The 16,711-nt window shown below is 69.0% G+C and carries 16 protein-coding genes; 7 read left to right on the forward strand and 9 right to left on the reverse strand.

Annotated features, from left to right (window positions below):
* Positions 1-12: 12 nt before the first annotated feature.
* Positions 13-744, forward strand: coding sequence for a metallophosphoesterase (locus tag H0X90_RS04030; RefSeq protein WP_006493108.1), 732 nt, complete (start codon positions 13-15; stop codon positions 742-744).
* A gap of 34 nt (positions 745-778) precedes the next feature.
* On the opposite strand, the gene H0X90_RS04035 is transcribed toward H0X90_RS04030, so the two are convergent.
* Both H0X90_RS04035 and H0X90_RS04040 read right to left on the reverse strand, forming a co-directional pair.
* Positions 779-1,480, reverse strand: a complete 702-nt coding sequence (locus tag H0X90_RS04035) for an RES family NAD+ phosphorylase (protein WP_048988692.1) — start codon at positions 1,478-1,480, stop codon at positions 779-781.
* Positions 1,477-1,896, reverse strand: coding sequence for an MbcA/ParS/Xre antitoxin family protein (locus H0X90_RS04040; protein WP_006490694.1), 420 nt, complete (start codon positions 1,894-1,896; stop codon positions 1,477-1,479). Before H0X90_RS04040 ends, H0X90_RS04035 begins: the two co-directional genes overlap by 4 nt.
* Before the next feature lie 236 nt (positions 1,897-2,132).
* On the opposite strand from H0X90_RS04040, the gene H0X90_RS04045 reads away from it, so the two are divergent.
* Positions 2,133-2,915 (forward strand): ABC transporter substrate-binding protein, encoded by a 783-nt coding sequence (locus H0X90_RS04045; RefSeq protein WP_077190789.1) that lies wholly within the window; start codon positions 2,133-2,135, stop codon positions 2,913-2,915.
* A 224-nt stretch (positions 2,916-3,139) separates the two neighbouring features.
* Here the strand turns inward: H0X90_RS04045 and H0X90_RS04050 are convergent, their stop codons facing one another.
* Positions 3,140-3,388 (reverse strand): hypothetical protein, encoded by a 249-nt coding sequence (locus H0X90_RS04050; protein ID WP_077190790.1) that lies wholly within the window; start codon positions 3,386-3,388, stop codon positions 3,140-3,142.
* Between the two features lie 595 nt (positions 3,389-3,983).
* On the opposite strand from H0X90_RS04050, the gene H0X90_RS04055 reads away from it, so the two are divergent.
* Positions 3,984-4,367: a GtrA family protein gene (locus tag H0X90_RS04055; RefSeq protein WP_012493184.1), complete on the forward strand. Its 384-nt coding sequence runs from the start codon at positions 3,984-3,986 to the stop codon at positions 4,365-4,367.
* A 28-nt stretch (positions 4,368-4,395) separates the two neighbouring features.
* Here H0X90_RS04055 and H0X90_RS04060 read toward each other — a convergent pair whose 3' ends face one another.
* Both H0X90_RS04060 and H0X90_RS04065 read right to left on the reverse strand, forming a co-directional pair.
* Positions 4,396-5,886 (reverse strand): sigma-54 dependent transcriptional regulator, encoded by a 1,491-nt coding sequence (locus H0X90_RS04060; RefSeq protein WP_020979476.1) that lies wholly within the window; start codon positions 5,884-5,886, stop codon positions 4,396-4,398.
* A 445-nt stretch (positions 5,887-6,331) separates the two neighbouring features.
* A complete protein-coding gene (locus H0X90_RS04065) occupies positions 6,332-7,249 on the reverse strand; it encodes a metal-dependent hydrolase (protein ID WP_012493182.1) in 918 nt (305 codons plus the stop codon).
* Positions 7,250-7,830: 581 nt separating this feature from the next.
* Here H0X90_RS04065 and H0X90_RS04070 point away from each other — a divergent pair.
* The 3 genes from H0X90_RS04070 to H0X90_RS04080 all read left to right on the forward strand — a co-directional run bounded on the left by H0X90_RS04070 (position 7,831) and on the right by H0X90_RS04080 (position 10,607).
* A complete protein-coding gene (locus H0X90_RS04070) occupies positions 7,831-8,172 on the forward strand; it encodes an FKBP-type peptidyl-prolyl cis-trans isomerase (protein ID WP_006479474.1) in 342 nt (113 codons plus the stop codon).
* A gap of 26 nt (positions 8,173-8,198) precedes the next feature.
* Positions 8,199-8,972: an AraC family transcriptional regulator gene (locus H0X90_RS04075; RefSeq protein ID WP_006482167.1), complete on the forward strand. Its 774-nt coding sequence runs from the start codon at positions 8,199-8,201 to the stop codon at positions 8,970-8,972.
* Between the two features lie 126 nt (positions 8,973-9,098).
* Positions 9,099-10,607, forward strand: a complete 1,509-nt coding sequence (locus H0X90_RS04080; protein WP_077190791.1) for an MFS transporter — start codon at positions 9,099-9,101, stop codon at positions 10,605-10,607.
* Positions 10,608-10,688: 81 nt separating this feature from the next.
* On the opposite strand, the gene H0X90_RS04085 is transcribed toward H0X90_RS04080, so the two are convergent.
* On the reverse strand, positions 10,689-11,159 hold the full coding sequence (locus H0X90_RS04085; protein ID WP_171984176.1) for a helix-turn-helix domain-containing protein: 471 nt from the start codon (positions 11,157-11,159) through the stop codon (positions 10,689-10,691).
* Positions 11,160-11,313: 154 nt separating this feature from the next.
* Between H0X90_RS04085 and H0X90_RS04090 the strand changes: the two genes are divergently transcribed.
* Complete coding sequence (locus tag H0X90_RS04090; protein WP_012493180.1) at positions 11,314-12,549, forward strand: MFS transporter; 1,236 nt, start codon at positions 11,314-11,316, stop codon at positions 12,547-12,549.
* A 338-nt stretch (positions 12,550-12,887) separates the two neighbouring features.
* Here the strand turns inward: H0X90_RS04090 and H0X90_RS04095 are convergent, their stop codons facing one another.
* The 3 genes from H0X90_RS04095 to H0X90_RS04105 are packed head-to-tail and all read right to left on the reverse strand — an operon-like array spanning position 12,888 to position 16,701.
* Positions 12,888-14,054: a glycosyltransferase family 4 protein gene (locus H0X90_RS04095; RefSeq protein WP_006482818.1), complete on the reverse strand. Its 1,167-nt coding sequence runs from the start codon at positions 14,052-14,054 to the stop codon at positions 12,888-12,890.
* Positions 14,054-15,238 (reverse strand): glycosyltransferase family 4 protein, encoded by a 1,185-nt coding sequence (locus tag H0X90_RS04100; RefSeq protein WP_006482819.1) that lies wholly within the window; start codon positions 15,236-15,238, stop codon positions 14,054-14,056. Before H0X90_RS04100 ends, H0X90_RS04095 begins: the two co-directional genes overlap by 1 nt.
* Positions 15,235-16,701: an O-antigen ligase gene (locus H0X90_RS04105; RefSeq protein ID WP_060212597.1), complete on the reverse strand. Its 1,467-nt coding sequence runs from the start codon at positions 16,699-16,701 to the stop codon at positions 15,235-15,237. The genes H0X90_RS04100 and H0X90_RS04105 overlap by 4 nt, the downstream gene beginning before the upstream one ends.
* Positions 16,702-16,711: the final 10 nt, after the last annotated feature.

The raw sequence follows: 16,711 nt of genomic DNA on the forward strand, positions 1-16,711 counted from the left end.
TAAGATAAGGGGATGACTGCCCCCGCCCTGCTCTGCCGCCATCCCGCGAACCCGGCCGGCCGCGACTTCGTCGTCGGCGACCTGCACGGCTGCGTGGACGTGCTGCGCGCGCTGCTGCACGACGTCCGCTTCGATCCGGCGCGCGACCGGCTGTTCTCGGTCGGCGATCTCGTCGACCGCGGCCCGGCCTCCGACACCGCGCTCGACCTGCTCGACCGGCCGTGGTGTCACGTCGTGCGCGGCAATCACGAGGAAGTGCTGAGCCTCGTCGCGCGCGGCAAGCTGCCGCCCGACGCGTGGCGCAGGATCGGCGGCGACTGGGGCGCCGACCTGCCGCCGGAACGGCTGCGCGCGCATGCGGCGCGCGTCGACGCGCTGCCGCTCGTGCGGGTGATCGGCGACGGCCCGACGCGCTTCAACGTGCTGCACGCGGAATTCTTCGGCTCGGACGCGGAGCTCGATACCGGCAGCTATCCGCACGACGTGCGCGAGCGGCTGATCTGGGGCCGCGATCTGGTCCAGGGGCTCGCCGATCCGGCGCGGCAGGCCGGACTGTCGCTGACGTGCACCGGGCACACACCGGTGCGTGAGCCGCAACGGATCGGCGCGCAATGGTTCATCGACACGGGTGCGTTCGCGCCGGCCGGGCGGCTCACGCTCGCTGAGCCGCGCACCGGCCGCACATGGTCGATGACGCAGACCGAAGCGCGCGAGCGCCACGCGGGCGACTGGCCGCTACCCTGACGCGCCGGCCGGCGCCTGCGTCCCCACGCGAACCCTAGCCGACCTGATTCAGTTCGAACACCGCATCGACGGCCGAGCCGTTCCAGTTGTATTCGAGATAGGCCGCATGCTGGCAGTCGCGCAGCAGCGTCGTGCGGAACGCGGCGAGACACTCGCCGCGCGGATCGCGCACCGACGGATAGACGATTCCCGCGCCACCCGCGTTGCGCACCGCGCGACCGAAGGCCTGCCCCGCGCGGTAGTCGACCGGGTCCAGCAGCGCAGGATCGCGCTGCGGCCACGTGCGCACGTCGGCGACGTCGCCGTGCGCGAACACGGTATAGAGCCGCATCTGCTGGCGCATCGGCGGCTCCTTCGTCGCGGCGAGGAACAACCCGCTGTGATAGCGCGTTTCGGCGATCGCCGTGTCGCGCGAGCGGGTGCAGTAGAACACGCCGTAGCTGCCGTCCGAAAACCGGCTGCCCAGCGGATTCAGGTGCGTGAACGCGGCCATGATCGGCCCCCAGCCCTGCCCGTAGCGGCGCTCGGCGGGCGGCACGAGCTCGAGCGTGCCGACTTCGTTGCGGATGCGGTCGTTGGTCAGCGATTCGAGTGCATAGAGCGCGTCGAAATCCTCCGCGGACGCGACGCGGTCGAACAGGTTGATGGCAGGAAAACGGGTGGGAATCACGCGATAGGCCGGTGCCCAGTCGACGGTGGTCGTGGGCCACCGGGTGACGTCGGTCGGTATCGTCACGCCCAGCCACCCCGCATCGCATCGAGATATTGGCGAACGGCCACCAGATCGCCGACGTTGCCGGCCAGCATCCGGTCGAGTGCGCGCTTGCCGCCGAACGGCGCCGCATCGTTGGGCCGCTTGACCCACGCATCGGCCGCGGCGGGCTGCGGCAACAGGATCTGCAACCCCTTGTAGATGCCGAGCAGCAGCGACAGGCGCTCGAGCGTATCGCGCGGCAGGCGCGCCGATTCCGGCGCGGCCTTCCACTTGAAGAACGTCGAGCGGCCGGGCGACCCGAGCAGCACGATCTGCTCGTCGATCGTCAGTTCCCAGTCGCGCGCGATGTTGAAAAACGCGCGCAGGCCGGCCGCCGACATCTGCGCGACCGAAGCGTGCGGCAAGGCGGAATGCGAATCGTAGGCGGGCTGTGACATGACGGTTAGTCTCGAAACGAATCTACTAACAAGATTAGTCCATTCTCGTATTTTTGCAAGGGTCGCACCCAGCGATCGCGCACGTCCATTCCGACAAATCGATATTTTTTGTCCATTCTGGACTCTGATTTTATTTTCTGCGTTAATGGCCGTGCGGACCCCGCGTCACGGCGCGGGTCGTGTCCGTGGAGACCGTGTCGCACAGAAACCGGATGCACCACGCCAAGGAACGCACCATGAAGAGACTGATTGCCGCTGTTTCGATCGCCCTGCTCGCGGTATCCGCAGGCCCCGCCGTCGCGAAGGACTGGACCACGATCCGCTTCGGCACCGATGCCAGCTACGCGCCGTTCGAGTCGAAGGCGCCCGACGGCAAGCTCGTCGGCTTCGACATCGAGCTCGGCAACGAGATCTGCGCGCGCCTGAAGGCGAAATGCGTGTGGCTCGAGAACGATTTCGACGGGATGATTCCGGCGCTGAAGGCGAAGAAGTTCGACGCGGTGCTGTCGTCGATGTCGATCACGCCGCAACGCGCGCAGCAGATCGGCTTCACGACGAAGATCTACAACCAGCCGACGCGGCTCGTCGTGAAGAAGGGCTCGCCGCTGCTGCCGACCGCCGAATCGCTGAAGGGCAAATCGATCGGCGTCGAACAGGGCACGACGCAGGAGACGTATGCGAAGGCGTACTGGGGCAAGCAAGGCGCGAACGTCGTGTCGTACCAGAACCAGGACGGCGTGTATGCCGACCTGATCGCCGGCCGCCTCGACGCGGCGCTGCAGGATGAAGTGCAGGCCGCGATCGGGTTCCTGAAATCGCCGCGCGGCGCGAACTACACGTTCGTCGGGCCCGAGCTCGTCGACGAAAAGGTGCTCGGCATCGGCGCGGGCATCGGCTTGCGCCAGGAAGATACCGACCTGAAGGCGAAGATCGATCGCGCGATCCTCGACATGGTCAAGGACGGCACCTACAAGCGGCTCGCGTCAAAGTACTTCGACTTCGACATCTACGGCAGTTGAAAACGGCGTCGCGCGCGTACGGATACAGCTTCCGTCGCGCGCGTCCGACCGCCCCTCCCCTTGCAACCGGATGGCAACGGCATCGAGCGGTTCGCCGTTGCATCGAATGCAGGTCGTCTTGCGTCGTATGCGGCACACGGCAGGACCCTGCATTATTGTTTGGACTGCAGATCGACTCCCTGAGACAACGACACGCCATGCGAATGGATGTCGTGCCGTTCTGGTCAATAGGCGAAGATCGGGCGTCGCGGTACCGGCGCCCGTGTGCACATGCCCATGCGGACCGGGTTCGCGTGCAGGAAAGTGCCGACCCGGCGCGGATGACCGGCAACCAGCCGGATCCGCCTCGCACCGGGCGCGGAGAGATGGCCTGTCGAGGCATGCCGGTCGGCCGCAAGCGCGACGTTCGAGCGGCGATGTCCCGAATCACTGCGATCGCGGCCAGCGGACCGCGGCGTGTGATGATCGATCATTTTTCTACCCCGTTTGCTGTCTGATGTTTGTTCCGGCAACCGGACGATGCCGATGCCCCGGCGATCAGGCGACGACGTCCCGTGCTCGCCGCGACGCGGCTGCTGCCCCGCGCGCGGCCGCCGCATCCCCGCGGACTGCGTCCTGGCCGGTACCGAAGGCTTGCGCCGCCTGACCGGACGGACCTCGCGTCGTCGACTCTCGCATGTCCCTCTTCGCAAGGACCGGGCCAGCGCTGCGCGAGCCCGGCCGGACAAGGCGATGGTCAGGCCGGCTGACGGCCGGCACGGGTGTGGCATACGGGAAGTTACGAAACTGAAACATCGGGGCCGCGGCGCGCGCCGGCCCGGCAACGGCGGGGCCTTGCGGAATAAGGCTGAACAATGGAGCGCGGAATTTTTACCGGCGACGGACCGGCCGACCGGACCGGTTCGGCGCGGCAATTCCTCCGGCGGCCGACGCGAAATGTTTCATGCGCTTTACATGCCGGCGCCGGCGCCGGCGACGCGTACCGTCCATCGCGCTGGACGCGGCGGCCGATCGCATGGCTATACTGCGACTCCGCTTCACGCGACTTCACGCCGACCACTGCCCACGATGCTCCGTACCTTCGCCGCCGAACGTGCCAGACTGATCCGCTTCGGCGTGTCGGGCCTGGGCTCGACCGCGCTGCATGCGCTGATCGCCGCCGCGATGTTCGCGCTGTGCGACGCGACGCCCGTCGTCGCGAACGCGAGCGCGTTCGTCTGCTCGACGGCGTTCTCGTATCTCGCCAATACGCTGTGGAGTTTTTCGTCGCCGGTGACGTGGGGCAACTTCATGCGCTTTCTCGCGGTCGCGATGGCCGGCCTCGCCGTGACGATGCTGCTGGCGCACGGCACCGACGCACTCGGGCTCGCCCGCGCGTGGAGCATCGTCGCCGTCGTGCTGTGCGTGCCGCCCGTCACGTTCGTGCTGCACCGGCTGTGGACCTATCGCTGAGCCGGCCCGCACGCATCGCGCCCGCCGCTCAGCCGACCCGCTGATGCCCCGCGTCGCCCGACGGCGCGCCGTCGTGCCCGCCGCTGTCGCCATTCCCGCCGCTGCCGCCGTTGTTGTCGTGATCGTTCAGCCCGTGCTCGATCATCATCCGGTAGAGCGTCACGCGTGAAATGCCGAGTTCGGCGGCGGCCTTGTTGATCCGGTGGTCGTTGCGCAGCAGCGCATTCTCGATCGCGGTGCGTTCGGCCAGCGCCCGCGCCTGTTCGAGCGTCACCGGTTCGGTTTCGCCGGGCGTGTCGAGCCCGAGATCGTGCGGCGTCAGCAGCCGGCTCTCGGCCATCACGATCGCGCGCCGCACGCGGTTGATCAGTTCGCGTACATTGCCGGGCCACTCGTAGCGCCGCATCGCGTCGAGCGCGGCCGACGTGAAGCCGCTGATCTTGCGGCCGCTGTCAGCCTTGAATTTCTGCAGCACGTAGTGCGCGAGGATGTCGATGTCCTTGCCGCGCGCGCGCAGCGGCGGCTCGTGGATGCGCAGCACGCACAGGCGGTGATAGAGATCCGCGCGGAAGCGCCCGGCCTCGACCGCGCCGTCGAGATCGACGTGCGTGGCCGAGATGATCCGCACGTCCACCGCGATCGATTCCTGCCCGCCGAGCCGCTCGATCTTGCCCTCTTGCAGGAAGCGCAGCAGGCTTGCCTGGCTTTCGACCGGCATGTCGCCGATCTCGTCGAGAAACAGCGTGCCGCCGTTCGCCGATTCGATCCGGCCCGCGCGCCGCTGGTTCGCGCCGGTGAACGCGCCGCGCTCATAGCCGAACAGCTCCGACTGCAGCAGGTGATGCGGAATCGCGCCGCAGTTGATCGCGACGAACGGCCCCTTGCCGCGCCCGGAGCGCTCGTGAATCGCGAGCGCCGTCAGCTCCTTGCCGGTGCCCGACTCGCCCGAGATGAACACGCTCGCGTCGGTCTTCGCGACCTTGCGGATCGTGCTGAACAGCTGCTGCATCGCTTCGCAGTTGCCGATCATCCCGTGTTCGCCGATCGACGCCGCGTAGGCGGCGCCGTCGACGCGATCGAGCGCGGCCATCCCGCGCGCATGGCCGAGCACGTGCGAAATCCATTCGTACGGCAGCGGCAGCGTGACGTAATCGAAACAATAGCTGCGGATCAGTTCGCGCACGGCGGGGCCGATCGTGATGCCGGCCTGCGCGATGGAAATCCAGCCGATCGCCGGCTGGCTCAGACACATCTTCAGCGCGGGATAGTCGCGCGACGTGAAGCCGGTGAAATCGACGAGCCCCGCGGCCACGCTCACGCCGGAGGTCATGTTCTGCGCGGCGCCGGCCGTCTTCGCGACCGCGATCTCCCAGCCGAGCCCGCGCAGTTGTGCCAGCAACGGCTCGTCGGGCGTGCGCATGATCACGAACAGCTTGCGTCCGGCCTCGGGGGCGGTGACGGACACGTCCGTCATCTCGGGCGCCGCCTGCCCGTTTGCGTCGGGTGACCTTGCAACCATCGTTGTTCCCCGCTTGGCGTTGGTATCGCGCGCCGGCTCGCCGCCGCGTACGACGGACACGATCGAACCGACATATTGGCCGTATTTCCGTCCGAATAAAATCCCCCTGCGCATGAATCGCGCCGGAGGTCGACGTTGTCATGAACGGTATATCGATGCGGCCGGCCCGCGGCTAGATGGGTGTTATCCCGGTGGCGGGCGCCGCGCGCGACCGGAAAGGCCCGGCCCCGACCGCGCAAAGCCGCGCCGGTGCTGGCGCACGGCGATCGTGGAGGACGCGGCGCACGCCCGATTCGTGCGCCGGCCCATGCGCGCGCAACCGGTCCGCCGGGCAGGCGGACGCCCGGGCAACCGGTTCCGGTTGATTTTCGTCAATCGTCGGAAGAAGCCGGCTGATGCACGAACGCAACATGCGCGGCGCCCCGCCGTGCGGCGGGGTGAGGGGTCAGCGGCCCGACGCGAGCGGCGCGGGCGTGTTCGCGCGGCCGCGGCCGGCCGGCGCGCCGCCGTGTTCGCCATAGGTGGCGGCCAGTGCATCGACCCGCGCGAGATGGTGGCGATTGTCGTGATCCCACGGGTGGAAGCCCGGCCGGAAAAAGCTCAGCCATTCGCCGGCGATGCGCGGGAACAGCCCGCGACGCGGCCCGTACAGGAACGCGATCATCCGCAGCATGCCGCGCACGTGATGGCCGGCGCCGCGATCGCGCCACAGCAGCGTCGCATGCATCAGGAACACGGTCGGCCAGAACGTCAGCGTCGTCAGCAGATACACGCCGATGCGGATCAGGTAGCGACGCAGCCCCGGCTTCATCGCGGCATTCCACACGTCGAACGACACGGCCTTGTGCTCGGTTTCCTCCAGCGCGTGCCAGATCCACATCTGCCGGTAGCCTTCGACCGAACCGTCGAGGCGCGTCGGGTCGCGCAGCAGCCAGTCGGCGAGCATCGCCGTGTAATGCTCGGCCGCCACCGTATGCGCGAGCTGCACCGAATGCGGCAGCTTGCGCTTCATGTAGCCGAGCACCGTCCACACGCGCTGGTCCAGCTTGCGCGCGGGTAGCCGGTTCGCCTGCATCAGCTCGTTGTATTCGATGTGCTCGCGCGTATGCATCGCTTCCTGGCCGATGAAGCCGAGCACCTGCTGCTTCAGCACGGGATCGTCGATCCGGTCGCGATAGTTGCGCACCGAATCCATGAAGAAGCGCTCGCCGGCCGGAAACAGCAGCGACAGCGCGTTGAAGAAATGGGTCACGTGCGACCCGAGGCCATGCCAGTCCTTCGCGCGTTCGACCGGCAGGTCGAAGCGCAGGTCGCGGCGCACCGGCATGATCCCGGCTGCGGTGGCGGAAGCGGCTGACTTCATGTTCATCGTTCTCCTGTTGCGGAGCCGTCCGGCGCATCGTCCGACGCGGCCGGCGCAAGCCCGGGCGGCGCATCGCGCGCCGCCAAAATCCTGACATCGACAGATGTAACGATAGGCCGCGCGCGCCGGCGCATGCAAGCCGCGCGGTAGATGCGCGCTTCCAAACAGGGCACGGTCGGAAAGACGGAAAAAACGGCGCTCGAACGACATTCGGCCGGGCCGCGATTCGAACGCGGGCGCGCGCGTCGGGACGAGGCGCCGGATGCGGCGCGGTGCCCCGCTATCGGCCCGCAGGCCCCGTGTGGCGGCCCTTTCGCGGGATCGGGCAACGCTCGTGCAGCAGGCTGTCACGTGAGCCGTTCGCATCGATTCATACGCGCCGCGCACCGTCGCGGTGCACCCTCGCCCCCGCGGCGCGCGAAAAATTCAAACGCGCGTTCCAATTGCGTTCCGGGCGCTCACGCCGGCACGCCCCGCCACGCTGCGCCGCTCAGCGTGAAACGGCGCGAAATCCACGCGCGCCGGCCCGCTGCGCGCTCGCCTACAATAGCGGTTTCACGCAACCTCTTTCAGGAGAAATCATGTCCGTCATCACGACCGAATCGGGCCTCAAGTACGAAGACCTGACCGAAGGCACCGGCGCGGAAGCGCAAGCCGGCAAGACCGTCAGCGTCCACTACACGGGCTGGCTGACCGACGGTCAGAAATTCGATTCGAGCAAGGATCGCAACGACCCGTTCGCGTTCGTGCTCGGCGGCGGCATGGTCATCAAGGGCTGGGACGAAGGCGTGCAGGGCATGAAGGTCGGCGGCGTGCGTCGCCTGACGATCCCGCCGCAACTCGGCTACGGCCCGCGCGGCGCAGGCGGCGTGATTCCGCCGAACGCGACGCTCGTGTTCGAAGTCGAACTGCTCGACGTCTGACCCTGCACCCGGTCGTTTTCTTCCCGATGGAACGCATCGCCTCCCCCGCCATCGCGCTGCGCCGCTACGCCACGTGCGAAGCGTCGGACGTGCACGACTTCCACCAGGTCGTGCTCGGCGTCGATGGCGCGATGGTGATGGCGGTGGACGGAATCGGCCAGCGCATCGACCGGCACGCGGCCTGGCTGATTCCGGCCGGCGCGCGTCACGACTACGCGGGCCTCGGCGACAATCGCCAGCTCGTGATCGACCTGCCCGCCGCGTCGCTCGCGGTACCGCAGCGGCTGTTCGACCATGCGCGGGCCGTGTCGATCGACCCGGCGCTCACGTCGCTCGTCGCGCAGGTCGCGGCGGCCGCCGCGCAACACGATGCGCCGGACGGCGACGCACGGCAGGCCGCCGCGCACCGCTTTCAGTGGCAGGCCGCGGCGCGCCTGTGCGACGCGCTGCTCGACGATGCGGGCATCGCCGCGCCCGCGTCGGGCCTCGATTTCGCGCGCATCGACCGCTGGCTGCGCGCGCGGCTCGCCGAACCGCTGCGCATCGCCGATCTCGCCGCGCACTGCGGCTACGGGATGCGGCGCTTTCATCAACTGTTCGTCGATGCATTCGGCGAAACGCCCCATCGCTACCTGCAGCGGCTGCGGCTCGACGCCGCGATCGTGCTGCTCGCCGACGGCCGGCATGCGCTGGTCGACATCGCGGGCAGCGTCGGCTTCGCGGACCAGAGCACGTTCACGCATGCGTTCACGAAGCGCTTCGGCGTGGCGCCGGGACGCTGGCGCGGCGAACGGCATTGAACGCATCGGCCTCGCTGAATACGCATCGACGCACGTAGCCAGCGGCACGCATTCGCGTCGGCATCCGTATCGACGCTTCGCGTCCCGCTGAAACATCGCCTGTCCGTCGCCGCCTACGATGGACGCATGGATACGACCACACCGTCCCCCGCTTTCCCGCCCGCGCTCGCGCGCGTCGTCGCCACCGTCAGCATCGGTTTCGTCGTCACGCAGCTCGACGTGACGATCGTCAATATCGCGCTCGCGCATCTCGCCGCCGACCTGCACCTGCCGGTCGCCGGCCTGCAATGGGTCGTCGATGCGTACACGCTCGCGTTCGCGGTGCTGATGCTGTCGGCCGGTGCGCTCGGCGACCGCTTCGGCGCGCGCCGCCTGTACGTCGCCGGCCTCCTGCTGTTCGCGCTCGCGTCGCTTGCATGCGGCGCCGCCGTCGCGCCCGCGATGCTGATTGCGGCCCGCGCGCTGCAAGGCGTCGGCGCCGCGGCCATGCTGCCGAATTCGCTCGCGCTGCTCAACGACGCGTGCCGGCACGACCCGCGCCTGCGCGCCCGCGCGGTCGGCGGGTGGACGGCGGCCGGGTCCATCGCGATCGCGGCCGGCCCGGTCGTCGGCGGCCTGCTGATCGCCGCGTGGGGCTGGCGCGGCATCTTCCTCGTGAACCTGCCGCTGTGCGCGGCGGGGCTCGCCGCTACGTTCGCGTGGGTGCCCACGCGCCGCGAGCAGGCTGCCCCGGCACGCTCGGCCCGTTCGCTCGATCCGCGCGGCCAGTTCGTCGCGATCGCGATGCTGACCGCGCTGACCGGCGCCGTGATCGAATGGCGGCCGCTCGGCTTCACGCACCTGGTCGTGACCGGCGGCTTCACGCTGGCGGCGCTGGCCGCGCTCGCGTTCGTCGCGATCGAATCGTGCACGGCCACGCCGATGCTGCCGCTATCGCTGTTCCGCCACCGCACGTTCAGCGCGGCCGTGCTGTTCGGGATCTGCGTAAACCTCACGTATTACGGCACCGTATTCATGCTCGCGCTGTACCTGCAACGCACACGCGGCCAGTCGGCGTTGCAGGCCGGGCTCGCGTTCCTGCCGCTCACCGGCGGGTTCCTGCTGTCGAATCTCGCGAGCGGACGCGTCGTCGCCCGCCACGGCCCGCGCATGCCGATGGTGGCCGGCGCGCTCGTCGCCGCGCTCGGCTACGGGTCGCTGCATGTCGTCGATGCCGCGACGCCGCTCGGCGCGCTGCTCGTGCCGTTCTTGCTGATTCCGTTGGGCATGGGGTTCGTGGTGCCCGCAATGACGACGGCCGTGCTCGCGTCGGTCGCGCCCGACCGGGCCGGCATCGCGTCGGCCGTGCTGAATACCGCACGGCAGGCCGGCGGTGCAATCGGCGTCGCGGCATTCGGTGCGCTCGCCGGCGACGGCGGTGCAGCGCAGGTCGTCAGCGGGTTGCGGATCGAAACCGCCGTGTCGGTCGCGCTGCTGGTCGCGGCCGCACTGCTCGCGACCCGTGTGCGGACCGATGCGGATCGCGGTGCCTCTCCCGCGCCTCGGGCGACGCCACCGGTCGATCGCACGCGTGCGGTCACGCGTCACCGAGGTGAGGCTGGATCAGGTAACGCCGACGAAAGAAGGTCTGCGTGAATCGACTCGCGTAGCCGGCAGTGCCGCGCTCGTGCTGTCGCACCGAATGCCATCCGACGGCACGACCCTCGCGCATGACGCTCACCGACGCGCCGCGCCCGCTTCGTCATCGATCTTCTTCACGACCGTATCGGCCGCCTTCAAAGGCCGGCCGTCGTCGTGCCGCAGCGCGAGCTTGCGGATCGCGCGCCCGGTGCCGCGATCGATCAGCACCGAATGCCGCTCGCCGCGCGCGAACAGGTTGGCCTCGCCCCACTGCCGCAGCATCACGATGACCGGAAACAGCCCCTCGCCCTTTTTGGTCAGCACGTACTCCTGATACGCGGTGCCGTCGGACGCCGGCACGACGGCGAACACGCCCGCGTCCACCAGCATCTTCAGCCGGTCGGACAGGATGTTGCTCGCGACGCCGAGGCTCGCGCGGAAATCGCCGAAGCGGCGCACGCCGTCGAACGCATCGCGCACGATCAGCAACGCCCAGCGATCGCCGACGATATCGGTCGCGCGCGCCACCGGGCACGGCGAATCCGCAAGACTTTTCTGCCTGGCCATGTTGCTCTCCGCAATCACGCCGGCCGCCTTCGCAGGCATGCCGGCCATCCGGGCACGGGCCGCTGGCCCGTCACCCAACAGGTTGCATTTTAAAACTACTTTCCCTACACTCCAAACAAGTTTCAAATTGCAACTACATTGCGTGAGGCAACCCATGGAATCGTCCTGCCATTCCGGCACCGTTGCATCGAACGCGCCAACCGGCGCGATCCATCCGGCTGAGGGCGCCCGCCTGTCGTCGGCACGTGTCGTGCTGCTGGCCGTCTGCTGCGCGGCGAGCGTCGCGAACGTCTACTACGCGCAGCCGCTGCTCGATTCGATCGCGCGGGATTTCGGCGTATCGCTGGCCGCCGTCGGCGGCGTCGTCACCGCGACGCAGCTGGGCTGCGCGCTCGCGCTGCTGTTCGTCGTGCCGCTTGGCGACCTGCTGAACCGCAAGCGCCTGATCGCCGTGCAGCTTCTGCTGCTGACCGCGGCCTGTATCGGCGTGGCCGCCGCATCGACACGCGTCGCGCTGCTGGCGGGAATGGTCGCGGTCGGATTGCTCGGCACCGCGATGACGCAAGGACTGATCGCGTGCTCGGCCGCCCTCGCCGGCGCGGGCGAACGCGGGCGCGTGGTGGGCGCCGCGCAGGGCGGCGTCGTGGTCGGCCTGCTGGCCGCGCGCTCGCTGGCGGGTGTCGTCACCGACATCGCGGGGTGGCGGGCCGTCTATCTCGTATCGGGCGCCCTCGCGATCGCGATGCTGGTCGTGCTGTCGCGGCTGCTGCCCGCTATGCGCGAACCGCGTGAACGCATCGGTTACGCGGCGCTGCTGCGGTCGATGGTCGCGCTGCTGCGCGACGAACGTGTGTTGCGCGTGCGCGGCGCGATCGCGCTGCTGATGTTCGCGGCGTTCAGCATCTTCTGGAGCGCGCTCGTGCTGCCGCTGAGCGCGCCGCCGCACGCGATGTCGCACACGCAGATCGGTGCATTCGGCCTCGTCGGCGCACTCGGGGCAGCGGCCGCCGCCCGCGCGGGCCGGCTCGCGGATCGCGGGCGCGGCGAAGCGACGACCGGCGCCGCACTCGCGCTGCTCGCATGCGCGTGGCTGCCGCTCGCGTTCGGCAATACGTCGATCGCGCTGCTGATCGTCGGCATCGTGCTGCTCGACGTCGGCGGACAGGCCGTGCACGTCGTCAACCAGAGCATGATTCTCGGCGCGCGGCCCGACGCGCATGCGCGCCTCGTCGGCTGCTACATGCTGTTCTATTCGGCCGGCAGCGGGCTCGGCGCGATTGCGGCGACGATGATGTACGCGCGCGCCGGCTGGACCGGCGTCTGCGTGCTCGGTGCGGCAGTGAGCGTGGCCGCGCTCGGCGTGTGGGCCGCGACGCTGCGGCGTGCATGAGGCGCGACGGCCATGCTGATCGAGCGTCTGCGTGCTCTGCGTGGGGGCGAGCGTGGCCGCGTTGGGGGTGTGGGCCGCGACGCTGCGGCGCGCATGAGGCGCGACGGCCATGCTGATCGAACGGGAAACGCCGGTCCGCCCTCGGCGGGCGGCCGGCACGCGAACCGGCCGCGCACGCGCGCCGGTGGGGCTTTCGGTTCCGCTGCGATTCCGCTTCGGTTCGGCTTGGGGCATCCCCGCGGCGGAGAAGCTGGCGCGCCGGCAACGTCGCGGCGCATGTCGGTTCCGCTGCGGTTCCGCGTCGGTTCCGCTGCGGTTCGGCGGCGCGCCGCGGGCGTTCAGCCGGCTGCCTGAATCGCCTCCTCGTACACGCCGGCCACGCGGCGCGCGATCACCGCATTGTCGAAATGATCGCGTGCATAGCGCTTGCACGCGGCCTCGTCGGGCAGCGCGATCGCGCCCGACAGCGCACCGCCGAGCCCTTCCGCGATCGCATCGGCACCCGTCGACGGCAACACCAGATCGTTCGACAACCCGGCGACCGCCTCCGGCAGCCCGCCGACCGGCGTGACCAGCACCGGCGTGCCGGACGCCAGCGATTCGACGGTGATCAAGCCGAAGCCCTCGAGCGCGACCGTCGGCACGACGCTGACCGTCGCCGCGCGGTACAACGCCGCGAGATGATGATCGGGCACGAAACCGAGCAGCTTCACGTTGTCCTGCAGCCCCGCTTCGTCGATGCGCTGCTGCAGTTCCTCGCCGATCTTGCCCTTGCCGGCGATCAGCAGCAGCACGTCCGGGTGACGGCGCTTGACGAGGCCGATCGCATCGATCAGGTCCTCCAGCCCCATGCGCCGCACGAGCCGGCGCACGGCCAGCACGATCGGCCGGTCCTGCGGCAGTTGCAGCTTGTGCCGCGCCTCGGCGGGCGTGAGCGGCGTGTCGAACTGCGCGGTATCGACGCAGCCCGGGATCACACGCACGCGCGACGGATCGATCCCGTAGCGGTTCGTCAGGATCTGGCCGAATGCCTGCGACAGCACGATCAGCCGCGACGAGCGCGTATAGACGGCCTGTTCGAGATAGCGCTTCGCGCGCTGTCCGAGCGACGCGGCGCCCTCGACCTGGCTTTCGTCGGCCCACGGCCCCTGGAAGTGCGACACCTGCGGAATCCCGCGCGTCACGTCGAGCCCCGGGAACGTGTACAGCGCGAAGTGCGACGAAATCACGTCCGGCCGCGCGCTGCGGATCTCGTCGCGCAGCGCGCGCCGCGCGGCGAGCATCCGGCGCGCGAGCGGCTCCGACGCGGGACCGAAACCCTGGATCGCCCCGCCCGTGTCGTCGGCGACCTTCGGCGAGCCGGCGACGAGCCCGCGCACCTCGACGCCCGCGCCGGGCAGCGCGCCGACGAGCGAGTAGTACATCCGGTCGAGGCCGCCCGCGCGTTCGGGGAACCAGTGCATGCCGATCTGCAACGATTTGATCGGCCGGGAAGATTGGGACATCACGGTTGCTCCTGCGTGATTGCATGCTCGACCCGCTCGAAGGCGGACGGCTGCGTGGGTTGGCCGATGCGCCGGTAAAGCGCGACGTACTGGGCGCCCATGTGCGCCCAGCCGAAACGGGTCATCAGTTCGCGGGCCGCGTCGCCCATCGCGCGACAGGTGTCGCGCGATGCCGCGAGCGCGCCGATCGCCTGCGCGAGCGCGGCGGGATCGTCCGGGTCCTCCAGCACGATCCCGCATTCGCGCGTGATGATTTCCGCGCCGCCCGCCGTGCGCGCGGTGACGACCGGCAGCCCGGCCGCCATCGCCTCCAGCAGCGACAGGCTCATCGCTTCGTAGCGCGACGGAAACACATACGCGTCGACCGAGCGCATCAGCGTCGGCATGTTCTTCACGAGACCGAGGAAATGCACGCGCGAATCGATGCCGAGCGCGCGCGCTTCTTCCGGATACGGGCTGCCGGGCAGATAGCCGGCCACCGCGAGATGCACGTTCGCGGGCAGCTTCGTCAGCGCCTTCAGCACGGTGCCGAGGTTCTTGCGCGGCGTGCGCAGGTCGCCGACGAACAGCAGCAGGAACGCGTCGTCCGGCAGCTTGAATGCCGCGCGGTCGGCCTGCGCGCCCGCGAACGCGCTGCCGTCGACGCCGTTGTAGATCACGCTGATCTTGCGGCTGTCGATGCCGAGCCCGGCAATCTCGTCGGCCACCTTCTGCGATACCGCGGTGATCGCGCGCGAACGCTTGTACGCCCAGCGCTCGAGCACGGTATTCACGCGCGTATAGACGTACTGGTAAGCCGACCACAGCCCCTTGGTGGGCCCGAACGGATAGTACGGACTCTTGAACCAGCCGCCGTGCACGAAGTGCGCGGTATTCACGTCGGCCTTGATCCACGAGATGAAGCCGTTCACGTGCAGCACGTCGTATTCGCCGCGGTGCGCGCGCAGCCACGCCGCGCTTTTCAGCGCGAACACCTGCTGCTTGACGAGATTCGACGGCCAGAAGCCGCCGACCTTCACCGGCACCCAGCGCACGCGCGGGTCGGCCAGCAGCTCGGGCGCGACGTGCGACGCGACCAGCGTGACCTCGTAGTTTTCGGCCAGCGCCGCGCGCGCGATTTCGTAATTGACGCGGCCCTGCCCGTCGTTATGTCGCACGACGTGCGTGACGATCGCGATTCTCAATGGTCGCCTCCCCGTGAACGCGCGGCGGCCAGCAGGCGTTGCGCCTTCTGCCAGTGCGCCGCGGCAAGTATCGAAAAAATGGCTGTGAACATCAGCAGGCCGCCGGTGCCGATCAGCGAGTTCGTGAACACGAGCATCGCGAAGGTCGACAGGCACAGGCTCAGGCATGCCGCGACGAATTTGTCCTGGCGCAACTTGAACGCCGCGCGCAGCGTGCGGCCGAACAGCATCACGACGCCGGCGAGATACAGCAGCGTGCCGGGCCAGCCGAGCACGAACGGCACGTTCATCACGCCGCTGTCGAAGCTGCCGTATTTGCCGAGTTCGCCGCTGTCGCTCGACAGCTTCGTGGACGCGCCGGTCGCGCCCATCCCTTCGCCGGCGACGTCGGTGAACGCCGTCTGCGCGAAGGTCGCGTAGAACTTGTTGCGGTCGTCGTAGCTGCGGTCGTCCTTCAGGTTCGTGATCGACTGCAGGCGCGCGCCGAGCCGGTCGGCCACCGGCCCGACGGTCAGCAGCGGCACGCACAGCCCGACCAGCACGACGCCGCTGATCAGGATCCGCATCCGCACGCGGTTGCTCGATTGCACGAGCTGGATCGCGAGCGCGATCACCCAGCCGCCCCACGTCGAGCGCACGAGACACAGCGCGAACGACACGAAGCCGGCCGCCCCGGCGAACCAGCGGATCTTCTGCGGCGCCGCGAACACGAACACCAGCGCGCCCATGATCGCGAACGCGAACGGGCCGGACGAGTTCATCGTGCTGAACACGCGCACGCCGTACGGCACCGGCTCGCCCTGCGAGCCCATGTCCGAGCCGATCATCCACAGCACGTCCCACTGCGGCATCACGAAGTACTGCACGATGCCGTACAGGCCCATCACGAGCATGCCCCACATGAACGTGGACAGCAGCACGTCGCGATACTCGGGATAGTCGCGCGCGTTGACCATGATGTGGAAGCCGATCAGCACCGGGTACACCCAGTTCGCGAGATCGTAGGTCGCGGCCATCACGCCGCTCGACACGATCCCGACGAGGTACGCATACGCGAGCCCGAACAGCATCAGCAGCACCGGGATGCCGCGCCGCTGCGCGAGCACGCGGTAATGCCTGAGCAGCCCCAGGCCGGTGATCATCGTCACCGCGAGCGGCGCGACCTGGATCAGGCTCGTCGGCGTGAACGCGCCCTTCGACCAGTCGGCCAGGCGACGCACCTCCGGGCTCAGGAACCACACCCACCACATGAAGCCGACATAGCGCGCCGGGCTCTTGAAATACAGCCAGATGCCGACCGCGATGGCCAGCACCGGGAACGCGAGCGTCAGCACCTTGCCCTGGTGGATGGCGATCAGCGCGGCGGTAAACGTCCACAGCCCGGCCTGGCCGGCCCAGTGCTTCGGCTCGGCGAACCAGCTGCGGGCGCGCGACGGCGCACGTTCGGCGGCAATCGTACTCATCGATCCGCTC

The sequence above is a fragment of the Burkholderia sp. 9775_39 genome, assembly GCF_015712225.1.
GTDB classification, from domain to species: Bacteria; Pseudomonadota; Gammaproteobacteria; order Burkholderiales; family Burkholderiaceae; genus Burkholderia; species Burkholderia cenocepacia.

What these genes read in the sequence shown, in the direction of transcription:
- H0X90_RS04065 (WP_012493182.1), bottom strand. Translation starts at nt 7,249, where the DNA reads ATGAAGTCAGCCGCTTCCGCCACCGCAGCCGGGATCATGCCGGTGCGC.
- H0X90_RS04105 (WP_060212597.1), bottom strand. Translation starts at nt 16,701, where the DNA reads ATGAGTACGATTGCCGCCGAACGTGCGCCGTCGCGCGCCCGCAGCTGG.
- H0X90_RS04050 (WP_077190790.1), bottom strand. Translation starts at nt 3,388, where the DNA reads ATGATCGATCATCACACGCCGCGGTCCGCTGGCCGCGATCGCAGTGAT.
- H0X90_RS04030 (WP_006493108.1), top strand. Translation starts at nt 13, where the DNA reads ATGACTGCCCCCGCCCTGCTCTGCCGCCATCCCGCGAACCCGGCCGGC.
- H0X90_RS04085 (WP_171984176.1), bottom strand. Translation starts at nt 11,159, where the DNA reads ATGGCCAGGCAGAAAAGTCTTGCGGATTCGCCGTGCCCGGTGGCGCGC.
- H0X90_RS04040 (WP_006490694.1), bottom strand. Translation starts at nt 1,896, where the DNA reads ATGTCACAGCCCGCCTACGATTCGCATTCCGCCTTGCCGCACGCTTCG.
- H0X90_RS04055 (WP_012493184.1), top strand. Translation starts at nt 3,984, where the DNA reads ATGCTCCGTACCTTCGCCGCCGAACGTGCCAGACTGATCCGCTTCGGC.
- H0X90_RS04080 (WP_077190791.1), top strand. Translation starts at nt 9,099, where the DNA reads ATGGATACGACCACACCGTCCCCCGCTTTCCCGCCCGCGCTCGCGCGC.
- H0X90_RS04070 (WP_006479474.1), top strand. Translation starts at nt 7,831, where the DNA reads ATGTCCGTCATCACGACCGAATCGGGCCTCAAGTACGAAGACCTGACC.
- H0X90_RS04045 (WP_077190789.1), top strand. Translation starts at nt 2,133, where the DNA reads ATGAAGAGACTGATTGCCGCTGTTTCGATCGCCCTGCTCGCGGTATCC.
- H0X90_RS04090 (WP_012493180.1), top strand. Translation starts at nt 11,314, where the DNA reads ATGGAATCGTCCTGCCATTCCGGCACCGTTGCATCGAACGCGCCAACC.
- H0X90_RS04075 (WP_006482167.1), top strand. Translation starts at nt 8,199, where the DNA reads ATGGAACGCATCGCCTCCCCCGCCATCGCGCTGCGCCGCTACGCCACG.
- H0X90_RS04060 (WP_020979476.1), bottom strand. Translation starts at nt 5,886, where the DNA reads ATGGTTGCAAGGTCACCCGACGCAAACGGGCAGGCGGCGCCCGAGATG.
- H0X90_RS04095 (WP_006482818.1), bottom strand. Translation starts at nt 14,054, where the DNA reads ATGTCCCAATCTTCCCGGCCGATCAAATCGTTGCAGATCGGCATGCAC.